This window comes from Mesorhizobium sp. M5C.F.Cr.IN.023.01.1.1 (assembly GCF_003997585.1).
Classification (GTDB): Bacteria; Pseudomonadota; Alphaproteobacteria; order Rhizobiales; family Rhizobiaceae; genus Mesorhizobium; species Mesorhizobium wenxiniae.
Genome location: NZ_RZSU01000002.1, coordinates 20,387 through 35,015 on the forward strand (window position 1 = coordinate 20,387; position 14,629 = coordinate 35,015).

Annotated in this window: 13 protein-coding genes and 1 pseudogene; 8 read left to right on the forward strand and 6 right to left on the reverse strand. The window is 63.9% G+C overall.

From position 1 onward, the window contains the following. Positions 1-55 precede the first annotated feature (55 nt). The 4 genes from purF to EOA78_RS01185 all read left to right on the forward strand — a co-directional run bounded on the left by purF (position 56) and on the right by EOA78_RS01185 (position 3,430). Entirely contained in the window at positions 56-1,525 is a 1,470-nt protein-coding gene (gene purF / locus EOA78_RS01170) for an amidophosphoribosyltransferase (RefSeq protein WP_127313504.1), read from the forward strand. A gap of 111 nt (positions 1,526-1,636) precedes the next feature. Further along, positions 1,637-2,383 carry an SDR family NAD(P)-dependent oxidoreductase gene (locus EOA78_RS01175; protein ID WP_127313505.1) on the forward strand — a complete coding sequence of 249 codons (747 nt, stop codon included), beginning with the start codon at positions 1,637-1,639 and terminating at the stop codon, positions 2,381-2,383. A gap of 81 nt (positions 2,384-2,464) precedes the next feature. Next, complete coding sequence (locus EOA78_RS01180) at positions 2,465-3,094, forward strand: hypothetical protein (RefSeq protein WP_127313506.1); 630 nt, start codon at positions 2,465-2,467, stop codon at positions 3,092-3,094. A gap of 129 nt (positions 3,095-3,223) precedes the next feature. Then, the gene (locus EOA78_RS01185) at positions 3,224-3,430 is read left to right on the forward strand and encodes a hypothetical protein (protein WP_065009862.1); all 207 of its coding nucleotides are present in this window, start codon (positions 3,224-3,226) and stop codon (positions 3,428-3,430) included. A 14-nt stretch (positions 3,431-3,444) separates the two neighbouring features. Here the strand turns inward: EOA78_RS01185 and EOA78_RS01190 are convergent, their stop codons facing one another. Continuing rightward, positions 3,445-3,951 (reverse strand): OsmC family protein, encoded by a 507-nt coding sequence (locus EOA78_RS01190; RefSeq protein ID WP_127313507.1) that lies wholly within the window; start codon positions 3,949-3,951, stop codon positions 3,445-3,447. A gap of 747 nt (positions 3,952-4,698) precedes the next feature. Between EOA78_RS01190 and EOA78_RS01200 the strand changes: the two genes are divergently transcribed. Further along, positions 4,699-5,601: a DMT family transporter gene (locus EOA78_RS01200; RefSeq protein ID WP_127313508.1), complete on the forward strand. Its 903-nt coding sequence runs from the start codon at positions 4,699-4,701 to the stop codon at positions 5,599-5,601. A 53-nt stretch (positions 5,602-5,654) separates the two neighbouring features. Here the strand turns inward: EOA78_RS01200 and EOA78_RS01205 are convergent. Then, positions 5,655-6,589: pseudogene (locus EOA78_RS01205) on the reverse strand (LysR substrate-binding domain-containing protein). A gap of 113 nt (positions 6,590-6,702) precedes the next feature. Here EOA78_RS01205 and EOA78_RS01210 point away from each other — a divergent pair. Then, the gene (locus EOA78_RS01210) at positions 6,703-7,110 is read left to right on the forward strand and encodes a 4-oxalocrotonate tautomerase family protein (RefSeq protein WP_127313509.1); all 408 of its coding nucleotides are present in this window, start codon (positions 6,703-6,705) and stop codon (positions 7,108-7,110) included. 180 nt (positions 7,111-7,290) lie between these two features. Then, positions 7,291-9,513, forward strand: a complete 2,223-nt coding sequence (locus EOA78_RS01215) for an AMP-binding protein (protein WP_127313510.1) — start codon at positions 7,291-7,293, stop codon at positions 9,511-9,513. Positions 9,514-9,612: 99 nt separating this feature from the next. Here the strand turns inward: EOA78_RS01215 and EOA78_RS01220 are convergent, their stop codons facing one another. The 3 genes from EOA78_RS01220 to EOA78_RS01230 all read right to left on the reverse strand — a co-directional run bounded on the left by EOA78_RS01220 (position 9,613) and on the right by EOA78_RS01230 (position 11,556). Then, on the reverse strand, positions 9,613-9,876 hold the full coding sequence (locus tag EOA78_RS01220; protein WP_127313511.1) for a hypothetical protein: 264 nt from the start codon (positions 9,874-9,876) through the stop codon (positions 9,613-9,615). A gap of 162 nt (positions 9,877-10,038) precedes the next feature. Beyond that, positions 10,039-10,854: a CDP-diacylglycerol--serine O-phosphatidyltransferase gene (pssA, locus tag EOA78_RS01225; RefSeq protein ID WP_127313512.1), complete on the reverse strand. Its 816-nt coding sequence runs from the start codon at positions 10,852-10,854 to the stop codon at positions 10,039-10,041. Between the two features lie 3 nt (positions 10,855-10,857). Then, complete coding sequence (locus EOA78_RS01230) at positions 10,858-11,556, reverse strand: phosphatidylserine decarboxylase (RefSeq protein WP_127313513.1); 699 nt, start codon at positions 11,554-11,556, stop codon at positions 10,858-10,860. Positions 11,557-11,759: 203 nt separating this feature from the next. Here EOA78_RS01230 and EOA78_RS01235 point away from each other — a divergent pair, with 203 nt between their 5' ends. Continuing rightward, the gene (locus EOA78_RS01235; protein ID WP_164783591.1) at positions 11,760-12,674 is read left to right on the forward strand and encodes an SMP-30/gluconolactonase/LRE family protein; all 915 of its coding nucleotides are present in this window, start codon (positions 11,760-11,762) and stop codon (positions 12,672-12,674) included. A 2-nt stretch (positions 12,675-12,676) separates the two neighbouring features. Here EOA78_RS01235 and EOA78_RS01240 read toward each other — a convergent pair whose 3' ends face one another. Then, the gene (locus EOA78_RS01240) at positions 12,677-14,563 is read right to left on the reverse strand and encodes an ABC transporter ATP-binding protein/permease (RefSeq protein ID WP_127313514.1); all 1,887 of its coding nucleotides are present in this window, start codon (positions 14,561-14,563) and stop codon (positions 12,677-12,679) included. Positions 14,564-14,629 lie beyond the last annotated feature (66 nt).

Sequence of the window (14,629 nt, forward strand, 5' to 3'; positions counted from 1 at the left end):
CTACGTTGCTCTCGGGCAGTCATCACACTATATAGCGACTTTAGCGGAGCTGAAGATGGCAGACGCAGACGACGTGCTTTCCGCCGAAGCTGACGATCATTTCCATGACGAATGCGGTGTGTTCGGTATTTTTGGCCGGCAGGACGCCGCGGCTATCGTCACGCTCGGCCTGCATGCGTTGCAGCATCGCGGCCAGGAAGCGGCCGGTATCGTTTCCTATGACGGCACCCAGTTCCATGTCGAACATCATGTCGGCCTGATCGGCGACACCTTCACCAAGCAGCGCGTCATCGACAGCTTGCAAGGCAACCGCGCGATCGGCCACACGCGCTACGCCACCACAGGCGGCGCCGGCCAGCGCAACATCCAGCCGTTTTTCGCCGAGCTCGCCGATGGCGGGTTCGCCGTCGCCCACAACGGCAACCTCACCAACGCCATGACTGTGCAGCGCGCGCTGCAGAAACAAGGCGCGATCTTCTCGTCGACCTCCGACACCGAGACGCTGCTGCATCTGGTCGCCACCAGCAGGGAACGCGATCTCAACTCGCGCTTCATCGATGCGGTGCGCCAGGTCGAAGGCGCCTTCTCGCTGGTGGCGATGACTTCCAAGAAGATGATCGGTTGCCGTGATCCGCTCGGCATTCGCCCGCTGGTGCTCGGCGATCTCGACGGCGCCTGGATCCTGGCTTCCGAAACCTGCGCGCTCGACATCACCGGCGCCCGTTTCGTGCGCGACCTGAAGCCCGGCGAGATGGTCGTCGTCACCACAAAGGGCATCGAGAGCCTGTTTCCGTTCGAGCCGCAGAAGACCCGCTTCTGCATCTTCGAATATGTTTATTTCGCACGCCCGGATTCATCGGTCGAAGGCCGCAATGTCTACGAGGTGCGCAAGCGCATCGGCGCGGAGCTGGCGCTGGAAAGCCCAGTCGATGCCGACATCGTCGTGCCGGTGCCGGACAGCGGCACCCCGGCCGCGATCGGCTTTTCGCAGGCCGCGGGCATCCCGTTCGAGCTCGGCATTATCCGCAATCACTACGTTGGCCGCACCTTCATCCAGCCTGGCGATTCGATCCGCCACATGGGTGTCAAGCTCAAGCACAACGCCAACCGCCGCATGATCGAAGGCAAGCGCGTGGTGCTGGTCGACGATTCGATCGTGCGCGGCACCACCAGCCAGAAGATCGTGCAGATGGTGCGCGATGCCGGCGCCAAGGAAGTGCACATGCGCATCGCCTCGCCGCCGACGCGCGCCTCCTGCTTCTACGGCGTCGACACGCCGGAAAAGTCGAAGCTGCTGGCGTCGCGCATGTCGGTGGAAGAGATGGCCGAGTTTATCCGCGTAGATTCGCTTGGATTCCTGTCGATCGACGGGCTTTACCGCGCCGTCGGCGAGGCCGGTCGCGACAATGAGCAGCCGCAATTCTGCGACGCCTGCTTCACCGGGCAATATCCGACCCGGCTCGCCGACTTCGAAGGTTCGGACAATGTGCGCACGCTGTCGCTGCTGGCGGCGGGCGGGGCGTAGGTCTTGCTGGAACCCGCGAATTTCGCCGGTTTGCAAATTTCGTCGCGATTGCTGTGTCGCGCCCCTCTGTCCTGCCGGACATCATAGAGCGCTAACCTTCGGAGCTGCCCGGTGACCCCTGCCCTCGACCTTTCCGGCCGCGTCGCGGTCGTCACCGGTGCCTCGCGCGGCATCGGCTACTTCATCGCCCTGGAACTTGCCGCCGCCGGAGCGCATGTCATCGCGGTTGCCCGCACCGTCGGCGGACTGGAGGAACTCGACGACCAGATCAAGGCAACGGGCGGACAAGCCACGCTTGTGCCGCTCGACCTCGCCGACATGGCCGGCATCGACCGGCTGGGCGGCGCCATCCACGAGCGCTGGGGCAAGCTCGACGTCCTGGTCGCCAATGCGGCAGTGCTCGGCGTCATCTCGCCGATCGGTCATGTCGAGGCCAAGACCTTCGAAAAGGTGATGACCATCAACGTCACCTCGACATGGCGACTGATCCGCTCGGTCGATCCGTTGCTCAGGCTCTCCGATGCCGGCCGCGCCATCGTGCTTTCCTCCAACGCCGCCCATTCGGCGCGAGCCTTCTGGGCGCCCTATGCGGCGTCGAAGGCGGCGGTCGAGACCATGATGCGTTCCTGGGCGCATGAGACGGAGAACTTGGCCCTCAGGGTCAACGCCGCCGATCCTGGCGCCACCCGCACCGCGATGCGGGCGCAGGCGGTGCCCGGCGAGGATCCGGAAACGCTGCCGCATCCCCAGGAGATCGCCAAACGCATCCTGCCGCTGGCCAGCCCTGCGCTTAGGGAAACCGGCCTGATCTTCCAGGCCAAGCACAACCGCTTTGTTGCCTACCGGCAGCCGGAGTAGACGCATCGCGCGATTTGGCGGAAGAATTGCACCGCCACCGACCTTGTTGGAATGCCTGATGTTCGCAAACGGAGGACCACCATGCGCAGACTGCTTCTCGTCACCGCCGCTGCATCGCTGGCAGCCATCGGCGTCGCATCCTCGCAGGATGCGACAATGAGCTTCTTCGTCACCAGCGTCGGCTCCGGCAAGGGCGCCGATCTCGGCGGCCTTGCGGGTGCCGATGCGCATTGCGGGTCGCTGGCTGAAGCCGCCGGCATCAGCGGCAAGACATGGCGCGCCTACCTCTCGACCAGCGACACCGATGCGCGCGACCGGATCGGCAAGGGACCGTGGTTCAACGCCAAGGGCGTCAAGATCGCCGACGATGTCGCTTCGCTGCATAGCGATGCCAACGCCATCACCAAGCAGACGGCGCTCGACGAAAAGGGCGAAATGGTCAACGGCCGCGGCGACAAGCCCAACCGGCACGACGTGCTGACCGGCTCCAAGCCCGACGGCACGAAAATCGCCGACCAAACCTGCGGCGACTGGACGCTCAGCGGAGCAGAAGGTGCGGCAATGACGGGCCATCACGACCGCACTGGCCTGGACGATTCGGCCGCCGCCAAATCGTGGAATTCCTCGCACGCTTCACGCGGCGGGTGCAGTCAGGACGCGCTGAGGAGCACCGGCGGCGACGGCCTGTTCTATTGCTTTGCCGTGAACTGAGCTGTTCCAACAAATACAGGATATCGCACGGCTGTGATGCCGTGGCGAACCACCGCGTCTGGCCGCGCTTTCGTCGATCGCCCGGAGTTGATAGGATCGCACGACTCCCACAACAAGCGAGGAAATCCCATGGCGGCTTCGAGCGTAGCGTTGGTCTGGTATCTGGTTATCGCGGGTCCGCAAGGCGGCATGGTGGTGCTGCCCAGCACGTTCGACACCCGCGAACAGTGCACCTCCGCCATCACCGAATATCAGAAGCAGCCGACGCCGGCCGGCTGGTCGGTGCAGTGTGTGCCGAGCGCCTCGCCGTTCGCCGACGAGGGCGAAAGTGAGTAGCCGGTGGCGCACGTTCAGCGCTGAGCGCTGACCGTCAGTTCCGGCCTCGTATTGATGGTCTGAAACACCACGCAGTACCGTTCGGTCAGCTTGAGCAACGCGTCGACGCGCTCTTGTGGCTCGTCGGTGTCGAGGCCGAAATTCAGCCGGATGGCGCGGAAGCCGACCGGCGCATCTCTTGCCACACCCAAGGTGCCGCGAAAATCGAGATCGCCTTCGGCCTCCACCGTGGCGGCGCCGAGCTTGAACTCCAGCGCCGTCGCCACTGCCTTCAGCGTCACGCCGGCGCAAGCGACCAGGGCCTCTAGCAGCATGTCGCCCGAGCACAATTCGAGCCCCGAACCGCCAGTAGCCGGATGGAGGCCGGCAACGGCGAGCGCCCTGCCCGTCTCGACCTTGCAGGCGATCGACTGGTCGTCGATCGAGCCCTTGGCCCGAAGCGTGATCAGCGCGCGCGATGCGTCGTCGCGATAGGCCTCCTTGAGCGGCGCCTGCATGGCTTTCAGTCCGGTGGCGTCCATCTCGAATCCTTTCGACCGTCATTTTCATCGCTCGTCCCGATACTCGAATGGAACCGGTACGGCCTAAACCTCGATTTCACGACATTTGGATCGGAGTGACAAGCTGTCCAGACATTGCTGCGTCGTCAGACCTGATGACTTTCATGCAACCTGGGGGCGCCACGCGATGACGCCAGGCACGTGGCGACGGCCTCGTAGCCGGGAGTGCCGGGGTCCAGGGCAACGTACGTTGGCGGGCTGTGATTGGCAGGCAGAGGATGACACGCGCCTGCGCGATAATGGCCGAAACACCGACCCGGCCGGCGGCTTCGGAAGCGTTCAGGAACTGGGTGGAAGAGCTCATGAATCACCTTGTTGCTGTTGGCCTACTTTCTATCGGGGCTGACCTAGGGGCCGGGTCAACAGGGATGTTCACGGCGTGCTCCGCAGGGAGCCGTGTGATGGTCACTTCGTATCGAACTGACGCATCGGGTTGATGAGATGAATCGAGTTGCGCAACTGAGTCCTGTTCGGCAGGACGGAATATCCCAGCCGCCAGGCCTGCCCTAACGCAAGCTCACCGCTGGCGTAGCGCCGCGCAGGGTTTCGCCCGTGTAGCGTACGCCGCCGCCCTGATTGTCGCAGCCGGCCTGCTGATCATCGGCAACGAACATTTCCGCAAGCGGCTGTAGGATCCGGCAACCCCTGCTGACGGTACAGTGTCAGGACAAGGCAGCATAGTCTGGCGATATGACGGGATCCCTAAGCATGCCAGGTACCACCGACACCGCCGAGCGCACCCTTGGCATCATCCTGGTTTCGGCGTCGGCGGCGGTGTTCGGCCTCACCGGCGTGTTGACCAAGTCGATCCATGCCGACCCGCTGACCATCACCTGCTGGCGCGGCTTCGTCGGCTCGATCCTGATCAGCCTCTATGTGCTTTGGCGGCGTCGCCGCTCCGGTGGGCGTGAAAGCCTGCGCCTCGGCTGGCGCGGCTGGCTGTTGGCGGTCGAGGGCGCGCTCGCCAGCATCGCCTTCATCTCGGCGTTTAAATTCACCTTCGTCGCCAATGTCGCGATCATCTACGCCACCGCACCCTTTGTCACCGCGCTGCTTGCCTTCGTGCTGGTTCGTGAGCGCTTCCGCCTGCAGACGCTTGCCGCCGCCGCCGTGTCGCTCAGCGGCGTGGCCATCATGGTCTGGTCCGGCTTCGGTACCGGCCATCTGTTCGGCGACGGGCTGGCGCTGCTGATGACAATCGGCAGCGCCCTCTACATGATCATGGTGCGCGCTTTCCGCGACACGCCTGTGGTGTGGGCCGGAGCGGTGTCGGCGTTTGTTTTGTTCGTGCTCGGCTGGTTCGTCACCGATCCATTGGCGGTCTCGGCCAGAGACGCAGCGCTGCTCGTCGCCTTCGGCATGTCGTTCGCGCTGGCCTCAATTCTGTGGACGGAGGGCGCGAGGCTCATCCCGGCCGCCGAATCCGGCCTGCTGGGCTCGGCTGAGGTACCGTTCGCGATCCTGTTCGCCTTCGTGTTCCTGGCCGAGGTCCCGCCTGCCGCCAGCATGATCGGCGGTGCAATCGTGCTCTGCGCGGTGTTCGCCCATGCCGGGCGCGACTGGCAAGCGGCGAGGCAACGCTCTACCTGTGAAAATCTGCCCCTGAAATAATTTATAAAGTCATGGAACCATCATCGGGTTCAGGCATTGTTGAGGCCGACGGGTCATCCCAAGTCCCCCAAACCCCTCGGCCCGTCTAACCTATAGCCGACCGCAAGGTCGGCTTTTTCTTTTCCGAAATCAGCCTGCGCCAAGGCAAGGTTGCCGCTGAACAGCGCAGCCAGCTCCTGTGCCGGCGGCTCGGCATCCTGGCGCAGCCGGATGGCGAACTCGGCGATGGGAACCTGCGGCAGCCCAAAGTCGCGCGGTGCCTCGACGATGCCGGAATGGGCAAAGCGCGCCGTCCGCAGCGTCAGAGCAATGCCGGCATTCACCGCCGTGCGCAGCCCGGCCAGGCTGGCACTGCCGGCGGCGACGCGGTAGCGGCGGCCGGCCGTGTCGAGTGCTGCGATCGCCGCGTCGCGAAAGCTGCAATGCGGATCGAGCAGTGCCAGCGGTACCTCGTCCTGGCGGGCGGCCAATCCCTTTTGGGAACAGAGCCAGAGCATCGGCTCCCTGAACAAGCCGACCTCGTCCGGCGCCGGTGCCTGTCGCATGGCGATCATCAGATCGAGGATGCCGGTTCGCAGTGCCTCGGCCAATTCGGCGGAGCGGGCCGACGCGCAGTTCGATCCTGACGCGCGGATAGCTCGCGGCAAAGGCCCTGAGCAGCTCCGGGAGGCCGCTGTCGGCGAAATCTTGTGTCGTGCCTATGGCCACGCGCCCATCGACTCGCACGCCCTTGAGGGGCCAGCCACGCTTCGCGATGCACAGCAAGGATGCGCCGGGCATGGCCGACCAGATCCTCCCCGGCCGGCGTCAGGCCGCGGCCCCGCCCCTGCGGCACCAGAAGCGGTTCGCCGACAATATCCTCAAGCCGCTGCATCTGCGTGGTCACCGCCGACGCTGAGCGGCCGACAATTGACGCCGCCTGCGCCAGCGAGCCGCCATCGACGAAGGCGAGAAAGGTTTTGAGGAGGTCAGGGTCGAGTATCGGCATAATTCGATATTATCAAAGTGTCCTATGTAAACAATTCGATTTTCATAATGGAAGAGCGAGGGCAAAGATTTCTCACGGCGAAGAGATGCCGCGTAACCCGAGGAAAGAAATTTATGCCGATCATCAATGTCAGCGTCACAGGCAAGCCCGATGCGGCTTTGTCCGCCGCTATCGCCAAGCAGGTGACCGAACTGACCGCTACGCATCTGCGCAAGGATGCGACCATCACCGCGGTCGCCATATCCTATCATGACGCCGAGCACTGGTTCGCCGGCGGCAAGTCGCTGGCCGAGCATGGCGCCAACAGTTTCTGGCTCGACATCAAGGTGGTCGACGGCACCAACACCAAGCTTGAGCTGGAAGCCTATCTCAAGGCGATCTTCGCCGCATTTGGCCGCTTGCTGGGTGAGATGCACGAAGAAAGCTACGCCTTCGTGCACGAAGTGCCGGCCGCCGCCTATGGCTACGGCGGCAAGACACAGGAATTCCGTTTCATCAGCGGGAGGTTGAAAGCGGCGTGAGCAGCGCCGTTCAGTTCCACGCTCATCCGCAAGTAATTTTGGCGACGGTGAAGCGTGACAGGCCGGCAGCTTGCAGCCGGCCTGTCCGAGCAGCATTGACGTTGACCCCACTTCGTCTAGGTTCTCATCGAAGCGGTCAGGAAGAGCCGCGACGTGAAAATCTGTTGGGAGAGACGCGGCATGATCCTGACACTGGCGCTGCTTGCGGGGCTCGTCGCGGCCTGGCTGCTGATCGGCGTGGTGGAAAAATTCCGCCTCGGCCTGCGCTTCACGCAGGCGCTGCTTTATGTACCGTTCAAGCTCGCCTATCGGATTGCCGACGGCCGCATCAACATCGCCCGCAACGCAGCCGCCCCGGTCATCTACGTCATTTCGCACCAGTCGCGCCTCGAACCGGCGCTGATGCTGTCACTGCTGCCGGAAGATACGCTGCACATTCTCGACCAGGCCTCCGCCAAGTCACCCTGGCTCGAACCATGGCGCGAGCTTGGCCGCACCATCGCCTTCAACGCCGAGCATATCTTCGTCAGCCGCCGGCTGGTGCGGGTGCTCAAGGGCAAGGGCCGCCTTGCCGTCTATTTGCCGGACGCGGTCGAGCCGGATATCAAGACATTTCGCCTGTTTCGCGCCGTTACCCGCATTGCCATGCAGGCCGATGCCCGCATCGTGCCGATCTTTGTCGCCGGCGCGCGCACTCTGCCGGTGTCGCTGACGCCGGCGGACAAGGCGCCGCGGCGCTGGTTTCCGCGCCTGTCGATCAGCGTGCTGGAGCCGATGACCATCGCCGAGCTGGTGGCGCGAAACCCTGATCAGTCCTCGAACACCAATGCGCTGTTCGACCGTTTCGCGGAAGCCCGGCTTTTCGGCAGCGATCTTAATCGCGGCCTGTTCCTCGCCATGCGCGACGCCGCCGACCGCGTCGGCGCCTCGCATTCTATCGTCGAAGACGTGGTCAGCGGCACGTTGAACTACAGAAAGCTGTTCATCGGCGCGCGGGTGCTGGGCCGCCGCTTCGAGGCGGTGACGGCGCCGGGCGAAGCGGTTGGAGTGCTGCTGCCCAACGCCAACGGTGTCGTGCTGTCGCTCATTGGCCTGTTGTCGGCGAGCCGGGTGGCGGCGATGATCAACTACACCGCAGGCCGGGCCAGCGTCACCGCCGCCGTGCGTACGGCGGAAGTCCGCACCGTGGTCTCGTCGCGAGCCTTTATCGACAAGGCCAACCTCGCTGACATCGTCGCGGCGGTGGAAGGAGGCGGCGCCAAACTGTTGTGGCTGGAGGACGTGCGGGCCAGCGTAACCGTGCTGGACAAGCTCGCTGCCGCCTTGCTGTGGCGATGGCCGCTGCAGCCGCAGAATGCGGCCAAGCCAGCAGTGATCCTATTCACCTCAGGCTCGGAAGGCACGCCGAAGGCGGTGGTGCTGTCGCACAGAAATCTTCTCGCCAACGCCATGCAGGCCGAGGCCCGCATCACCATTTCGCCGGCCGACATCCTGCTCAACGTGCTGCCGGTGTTCCACTCGTTCGGGCTCACCGGCGGCACCATCCTGCCGCTGGTCACCGGCGTAAAACTGTTCCTCTACCCCTCCCCGCTGCACTACAAGCTGATCCCCGAGGTCGCACGCAAAGCGAGGCCGACGGTCATGTTCGGAACTGACACGTTCCTCGCCAATTATGCGCGCACCGCCAAGGACGGCGATTTCTCCAGCCTGCGCTTCATCGTCGCCGGCGCCGAGGCGGTGAAACCGGAGACGCGCCGCATCTACCGGGAGCGCTTCCAGGCCGAGATCATCGAGGGTTTCGGGCTGACCGAAGCAGCGCCCGTCGTTGCCGTCAACACCGCCATCCACGGCCGCGACGGCACGGTCGGGCGGCTGTTGCCGGCCATGCGCATGAAGCTTGAGCCGGTCGAGGGCATTAGCGGCGCGGGACGGTTGTGGCTCGACGGGCCGAATTTGATGATGGGCTACATGACATCAGATCGGCCCGGCGAATTGCAACCGCTCGACGGCTGGCACGATACCGGCGACATCGTTTCGGTCGACCGCGAAGGCTTCATCACCATTCGCGGCCGGGCCAAGCGCTTCGCCAAGATCGCCGGCGAGATGGTGTCGCTGGGCGCAGTCGAGATGCTGGTACAGTCGCTATGGCCGGAAGAGCACCACGCCGTGGTGGCGGTGCCGGACAGACGCCGCGGCGAGCGCATCGTGCTGGTCACCACCGCTGATGAGGCCGACCCCGATGAATTGCGCAAATTCGGCAGACAAGCCGGTGCCGCCGATCTGATGGTGCCGAATGACATCGTCAAGGTCGAGGAAATCCCGGTTCTGGGTTCAGGCAAGACCGACTATGTCGCGACCCGTAAACTGGCGATTGACCGACTGGGGCTCAGCGCGGCAGCTTGACGCTTAGAGCGCTTTTTGGTGGAACCAAAACCGCGCTCTAACTCTTTGTTTTAACGCATTTTGCTGGACGCCAAGCGAAGACGTTTGGCTGCAAATGCTCTAGAGGACCACCACCGACAACAGCAGGATGAACCCGACCGCTATCATCAGCAGGCCCGGCCAGTTCTGCGACAGGCCGAGGAAACCAAGCCCGCGTCGTCGCGGCTCAAGTGTCGGGCCTGGCGTTGCGAGATTTGGCGTCGAGCGATCCGGCGCCGCGCGAACAGGCGCCGGATCGCTGAGCCGCCCGCGCCTTAGGGCTGCGCCAGCCATGTACACAACGCCAGCGACAATGAGCAACGCACCGATGAGGACAACAGCCATTTCTCCTCACTTCTTCTTAAGCTCCTGCGCCTGGCAGCAGCGTGAGAAACCGGTGGCGAGGCGTTTGCGAGGTCGCATGCCTCGCCCGCTGAGACAGAACGGTCAAGATGCCGGCAGGTTCCCGCGCCAGGTGATCGTCCGAGCGAGTTGGCGACAGGTCTGTCAGCCGATGTCTGAAGGTGGCACCTTCTCGCCTTCGCGCTTGGCGCGCCTGGAATAGGCGCGCACGCTGAACGGCAGGAAGAGGAGATAGCCGGCAACAGATGCCGTCAGCGTGTACCAGGGGTAGGTCATCAACAGCAGGATGTAGAGAACGACGCCGAGGATGATCAGCAGCACCTTGTCGCCCGGGACTTTCAGGCTCTTGCCGGAATAGACCGGCAGCCGGCTGACCAGCAGGAAGGCGACCAGAACGGTGAAACCGGCGGCGATGAAGGCGGCAGGGCGGGACGGCTCCACGCCAAGCCGCAGGAAGTACAGATAAAGCGGCAGCATCACCAGCACGGCACCCGCCGGCGCCGGCACGCCGACGAAATACTCGGTCTGCCACTGCGGGCGATCTGTTTCTTCGTCGAGCACGTTGAAGCGAGCGAGCCTCAGTCCGCAGGCGATGGTGAACAGGAGCGCGGCAATCCAGCCCGGCGATCCGGCCTGGTCGAGCAGGAAGGCATAGAGCACCAGCGCGGGTGCGACGCCGAAATTGACGATGTCGGCCAGCGAATCCATCTGCGCGCCGAATTTGGACGTCGCCTTCAGCATCCGCGCCAGGCGGCCATCAATGCCGTCGAGGAAGGCGGCGAGCAACACCATCACCACCGCCGGCTCGAAGCGGCCTTCGAAGCCGAAGCGGATGCCGGACAGGCCGGCGCAGATGGCGAGCACGGTGACAAGGTTGGGCAGCACCATTCGCATCGGGATTTCATGGATGCGCGGACCGCCGCCGCCATGCGCCTCGAATTTCTTGAACGGCGCGCCCACGGCTCAAGACACCCGCACGAGCGGCGTTGCGGCAATGCCGCCGAATTCGGCCAGTATGGTTTCACCGCCGACCGCGGTCTGACCAACGGCGACACGCGGCATCGCAGTCGAGGGCAGGAATACGTCGACGCGCGAGCCGAAGCGGATCAGCCCGAAGCGCTCGCCGATGCCGATCGTGCCGCCGGTCTCGGCCCAGCAGACGATGCGCCGCGCGACCAGGCCTGCGATCTGCACCGCGGCCACCGTGCCGTTGGGGCTTTCGATGACCAGTCCGTTGCGCTCGTTGTCGGCACTCGCCTTATCAAGTGCGGCGTTGAGGAATTCGCCCGGCCGATGCTCGATCCTTGTGATGCGGCCGCGCACCGGAGCCCGGTTCACGTGGCAGGAAAAGACGTCCATGAACACCGAGATGCGGGTCATCTCGCCGCCGCCGAGGCCAAGTTCGCGCGGCGGCACTGCCGGACCGACCGCCGTGATGATGCCGTCGGCCGGGCTCACCACCAGCCGGTCGTCGACGGGCGTGACGCGCTCCGGGTCGCGGAAGAAGTAGACGCACCAGGCCGTCAGGATGAGGCAGACCCAGAACAGGATCGAAGAGAAATAGCCGAGGAAAAGCGTCACCGCTGCGAAGGCGGCGATAAACGGATAGCCTTCGCGATGGATCGGAACGAACGTTTTCTTGATCGTGTCGACGAGGTCCATGGGATGGGAACAGCCCTAGTTTCAGGTCCGGCCTCAATAGCGGAAACACCCTGTGGCCGCAACGCAACAATGGGGAAAGGCCGGCTCGGCTCGTTCTCGTCAACATTAATCGGTTGCGGGCATTGGAGGGGCCCAATGAGCCTGTCCGAAATAAAAGTGACCGTTGTCGGGGCGACCCGTCCTGGCTCGTCCTTGGAGATACGATGCCTATCAAAGCGCTTGCCGAACGAAAGCTGGAGACAACAAATGCCGTCACTGAAATCAGCAGCCAAGGAAGCGCGAGTCGTGATGAACGGTCGGCGTTCGGCGAGTCGCCGCGCTGGCATGACGGCAGGCTGTGGTTCTGCAACTGGGGAACCGGCCAGATCATCGCCGTCGATGCCGACGGCAACAGTCAAGTCATGCTCACCGTGCCGGCCACCCTGCCCTATTCGATCGACTGGCTGCCGGACGGTCGCTTGCTTGTCGCCTGCGGGCGTGAAGGGCTGGTGCTGCGGCAAGAAGCAGACGGTACGCTGGTCACCCACGCCGATCTGCGACACCTCTCAGGGAACCCTTGGAATGAGATTGTTGTCGATGGGCGCGGCAACATCTACGTCAATGGCGGTGGGCCGGCCCCGGCTCCTGGCCAGCATTTCGGCCCCGGCGCCATCGTGCTGATTGCGCCGGACGGATCGGTGCGGCAGGTGGCGGACAAGATCGCCTTCGCCAATGGGATGGCGGTGACGCCTGACAACAAAACATTGATCGTCGCTGAATCGCACGCCAACAGGCTGACCGCGTTCGACCTCGCCGCGGATGGCAGCCTTGCCAACCGGCGGCGATGGGCCGACCTCGGCAACGGCTTTCCCGACGGCATCTGTCTCGATTCCGAGGGCGCCATCTGGTATGCCGACGTCCCCAACCGGCACTGCGTGCGGGTACGCGAAGGCGGCGTAATGCTCGAGAGCGTCGATGCGGATCGCGGCTGTTTTGCCTGCATGCTCGGCGGCGCCGACGGCAAGACGCTGTTCATCGTCGCCGCCGAATGGCGCGGCTTCGAACACATGATCAGCGATGTCCGCACCGGCCAGGTGCTCAGCATCGAGGTTTCCGCACCGGGCGCCGGCTGGCCGTAAGGCTACGACACCTCCGAGGGGCGGCGGCGGACAACGACGCCGAACTCGTCGCGCTCGCGAGCGATGCGCAGCCGCTCCTCGGCCTCGGTTGCCTCGCGCTGACGGTCCCACATCGACGCGTACAGACCAGCCTTGCGCATCAAGGCGGCATGCGTGCCGCGCTCGGCGATCTGGCCGTCCTGCAGCACGATGATCTCGTCGGCCGAAATCACCGTCGACAGCCGATGGGCGATGACGATGGTCGTGCGGCCCTTACTGACAAGGTCGAGCGCCGCCTGGATCTCCTGTTCGGTATGGCTGTCCAGCGCCGAGGTCGCCTCGTCGAGCATCAGGATCGGCGGCGCCTTCAAAATGGTGCGGGCGATCGCCACGCGCTGCTTCTCGCCGCCGGACAGTTTCAGCCCGCGCTCGCCGACCATCGAACCGTAGCCGTCGGGAAGCCGCTCGATGAACGGCCCGATCTGAGCGAGTTCGGCTGCCTTGCGGACGTCCTCCTCGCTGGCATCGACGCGGCCGTAGCGGATGTTGTAAGCGATGGTATCGTTGAACAGCACGGTGTCCTGCGGCACCATGCCGATCGCCGCGCGCAGGCTCTCCTGCGTCACGTCGCGAATCTCCTGGCCATCGATCAGGATCTTGCCACCCTGGATGTCATAAAAGCGGAACAGGAGCCGCGAAATGGTCGACTTGCCGGCGCCCGATGGCCCGACAATGGCAACCGTCTTGCCGGCCGGTACCTCGAAGCTGATGCCTTTCAGGATCTTGCGGTTGAGATCGTAGGAAAACTGCACGTCGCGGAACTCGACCTTACCGGCGCCGACTATCAGCGGCTTGGCACCCGGCTTGTCAACGATCTCCTGCGGCACATCGAGCAGATCGAACATCTGCTCGATGTCGGTCAGGCCTTGGCGGATTTCGCGATAGATGAAGCCGATGAAGTTGAGTGGCACCGAAAGCTGGATCAGCATGGCGTTGATGAAGACGAAGTCGCCAACCGTCTGCGTACCAGCCTGCACCTCCAGCGCCGAAAGGCACATGACGATAACCGTGCCGAGACCGAAGATGACGCCCTGGCCGAAGTTCAGCCAGCCGAGCGAGGTCCAGATCCTCGTGGCGGCGGTCTCGTAGCGCGCCATCGAACGGTCGAAGCGCTCGGCTTCCATGCTCTCGTTGTTGAAATATTTGACCGTTTCGAAATTGAGCAGCGAGTCGATCGCCTTGGTGCTGGCGTCGGTGTCGCTGTCGTTCATGTCGCGGCGAATGACGATGCGCCAGTCGCTCGCCCTGATGGTGAACCAGATGTAGAGCCAGACCGTCACCGCCACCACAGCCACGTATTTCCAGCCATAGGTGACGGCGAAGATGCCGGCGGTCAGCGCGAATTCGAGGATGGTCGGCAAGGTGTTGAGCACGGTGAAGCGGACGATCGTCTCGATGCCCTTGGTGCCGCGCTCGATGATGCGCGACAGGCCCCCGGTGCGGCGCTCGAGATGGAAGCGCAGAGACAGTTGATGCATATGGATGAAAGTGCGGTAGGCGAGCTGGCGCACCGCATATTGTCCGACGCGGGCAAACAGCGCGTCGCGCAGCTGGTTGAAACCGAGTTGCACCAGCCGCACGACATTGTAGGCGATGACCAGCATGACTGGCGCCAGCAGGAACACCGGCAACGGCGGCACCGACTTGGCATCCCCGGCCAGCGCATCGGTCGCCCATTTGAAGAAATAGGGGCCGGCAACCAGTGTCAGCTTGGCAACGACCAGAAGCACGGTCGCCCACACCACCCGCGCCCGGAGGTCGGCACGGTCGGCCGGCCACATATAGGGCCAAAGGTTGCGCAAAGTCTTGAAGGTCGAGCCAGAATCGGCGGAGACGGTTTTTTCGGCCATTTTTATCGCCTTTTCTTATATCTTACTGTTGACCGTCATCTTTTCCGAAAACCGGCTTTTCGCTGA